Source organism: Asticcacaulis sp. (genome assembly GCF_035497195.1).
Taxonomy (GTDB): Bacteria; Pseudomonadota; Alphaproteobacteria; order Caulobacterales; family Caulobacteraceae; genus Asticcacaulis.
Genome location: NZ_DATJDZ010000006.1, coordinates 1 through 2980, shown reverse-complemented (window position 1 = coordinate 2980; position 2980 = coordinate 1). Strand labels below are relative to the sequence as shown.

Below are 2980 nucleotides of genomic sequence, written 5' to 3'. Positions count from 1 at the left end.
CTCGGTCCTTGAAAACTGGGTTGTATGCCTACGAAGTGACGTGGGTCCCAAGGCGAGCGCAAGCTCGACCTCGCACGTCAGAAATGGCGAGCAAGTCAGGCGGTCTTAGCCACCGTCTGATGCAACAGGATTTAACTGGAGAGTTTGATCCTGGCTCAGAACGAACGTTAGCGGCGCGCTTAACACATGCAAGTCGAGCGAGAAAGGGCTTCGGCCCCGGTAAAGCGGCGCACGGGTGAGTAACACGTAGGTAATCTGCCCCCAGGTGGTGGATAACGTTCCGAAAGGAGCGCTAATACAGCATGAGACCACGTCCTCGAAAGGGGATGAGGTCAAAGCCGGCCTCTTCATGAAAGCTGGCGCCAGGGGATGAGCCTGCGGCCCATCAGCTAGTTGGTAGGGTAATGGCCTACCAAGGCGAAGACGGGTAGCTGGTCTGAGAGGATGATCAGCCACACTGGAACTGAGACACGGTCCAGACTCCTACGGGAGGCAGCAGTGGGGAATCTTGCGCAATGGGCGAAAGCCTGACGCAGCGACGCCGCGTGAGTGATGAAGGCCTTCGGGTTGTAAAGCTCTGTGGAGGGGGACGAATAAGGGTTGGCTAACATCCAGCTCGATGACGGTACCCCTTTAGCAAGCACCGGCTAACTCTGTGCCAGCAGCCGCGGTAAGACAGAGGGTGCAAACGTTGTTCGGAATTACTGGGCGTAAAGCGCATGTAGGCGGTTCGTAAAGTCAGATGTGAAAGCCCTGGGCTTAACCCAGGAAGTGCATTTGAAACTCACGAACTTGAGTCCCGGAGAGGAAGGCGGAATTCTCGGTGTAGAGGTGAAATTCGTAGATATCGAGAGGAACATCGGTGGCGAAGGCGGCCTTCTGGACGGTGACTGACGCTGAGATGCGAAAGCGTGGGGAGCAAACAGGATTAGATACCCTGGTAGTCCACGCCGTAAACGATGGGTGCTAGGTGTCGCGGGCTTTGACTCCTGCGGTGCCGTAGCTAACGCATTAAGCACCCCGCCTGGGGAGTACGGCCGCAAGGCTAAAACTCAAAGGAATTGACGGGGGCCCGCACAAGCGGTGGAGCATGTGGTTCAATTCGACGCAACGCGCAGAACCTTACCTGGGCTAGAAAATGCAGGGACCTGGTTGAAAGATCGGGGTGCTCTTCGGAGAACCTGTAGTTAGGTGCTGCATGGCTGTCGTCAGCTCGTGTCGTGAGATGTTGGGTTAAGTCCCGCAACGAGCGCAACCCCTATCGTTAGTTGCCAGCGGTTCGGCCGGGCACTCTAGCGAGACTGCCGATATTTAAATCGGAGGAAGGTGGGGATGACGTCAAGTCCTCATGGCCCTTATGTCCAGGGCTACACACGTGCTACAATGGGCGGTACAAACGGTTGCGAACTCGCGAGGGGAAGCCAATCCGAAAAAACCGTCCTCAGTACGGATAAGAGTCTGCAACTCGACTCTTTGAAGTTGGAATCGCTAGTAATCCCTGATCAGCAGGCAGGGGTGAATACGTTCCCGGGCCTTGTACACACCGCCCGTCACACCATGGGAGTCGATTGCTCCAGAAGTGGCTACGCCAACCCGCAAGGGAGGCAGGCCCCCAAGGAGTGGTTGGTAACTGGGGTGAAGTCGTAACAAGGTAGCCGTAGGGGAACCTGCGGCTGGATCACCTCCTTTCTAAGGAAGCCGACCATAGATTACGGATTACCGGACATCTTGGTCACGCTTATTAGAACATAGATGGCGCCAGTCAGGCGACCATCGAAACACATACGCTGTTGAGATGTGGAATGTCCTTTGACTTCATTGTCACTGGATACAGAAGCACCGCAGTAAGGCGAATACCGCCGTCTACGTTTCTCTTTCTCGATTAGGATATGTCCTCACGCTGTCGCGGCTTTGCCGCTGCGCTCCGGCCATTTAAGGTAATGACGAGCGCCGGACGACCGGCGTGGGCCTTTGGCCCTGTTTGGTGGTCTGATCGACTTATCGATCGGCTGTTGCCTGTTGGGTGCGGTTAGCGTGGGAACACGTAAATCGGGCCCGTAGCTCAGTTGGTTAGAGCACACGCTTGATAAGCGTGGGGTCGGTAGTTCGAGTCTACCCGGGCCCACCATTGTTCTCTTTCGACCGTTTGGTCGAGGTTGAAGAACTGGGGCTGTAGCTCAGCTGGGAGAGCACCTGCTTTGCAAGCAGGGGGTCAGCGGTTCGATCCCGCTCAGCTCCACCATTCCGGCGTTTTTGAAAGAAAGCGCCTTCGGTGGAACAAACATCATATCCTAAGAGAGAAATAAAAGTTTGCATCGGCTCGATAGAGCCTGATGCCTGTTCTGATACCATTGTGAAGAGAAGATATGTCTGGAAGCTTCCAGGTGTTGAGGGTGATCGAAAGATTGCTTGAGACGTCCGAGCCCAGTCCTGTTCAAGCTGTCGACGGTCTAGCCGATCCGAGACAGACCAGGGGCTGGAGAAGGTAGGAAGCTTGTTCACTCAAGGCATGTTTGTTGTTGGTGATTTGAACCATCTGAACTTCGAGGCTTTCGGGCTTCGGGGATTTTGGTGTTTTGGTCATCTCTGACGACATGTCGATGGATGTTGCCTGACCGCGCATCCCCGGACAGATCTCGAGAAGCTGGTCTTAAGATACGACCTCGAAGTGCACCGGCGTGCCTTCATATGAGGATTGTATCGAACACGTCGATGGCATCTGGATTGGCTGTGGCTGTAAAAGGTAGCTGCAGTGTTGGATCTGGCCGTATAGCCAGATTTGGAACCCCTTCGAGCGCAAGCGAGAAGGATAGGAATTCCCAATCCAACTCAAGGATGAGCATTGGCAATGAGAACGATCAAGTGAAATAAGGGCAATTGGTGGATGCCTTGGCATGCACAGGCGATGAAGGACGTGATACGCTGCGATAAGCCGTGGGGAGCTGCGAATAAGCTTTGATCCATGGATTTCCGAATGGGG

Annotated in this window: 2 tRNA genes and 2 rRNA genes; all 4 read left to right on the top strand. The window is 54.7% G+C overall.

From position 1 onward, the window contains the following. The first annotated feature begins 132 nt into the window (after nucleotides 1-132). Nucleotides 133-1689 (top strand): 16S ribosomal RNA (locus VL130_RS02060). Between the two features lie 362 nt (nucleotides 1690-2051). Then, a tRNA-Ile gene (locus VL130_RS02055) sits at nucleotides 2052-2128 on the top strand. 38 nt (nucleotides 2129-2166) lie between these two features. Further along, nucleotides 2167-2242, top strand: a tRNA-Ala gene (locus tag VL130_RS02050). 614 nt (nucleotides 2243-2856) lie between these two features. Then, a 23S ribosomal RNA gene (locus VL130_RS02045) occupies nucleotides 2857-2980 on the top strand; the annotation flags it as partial.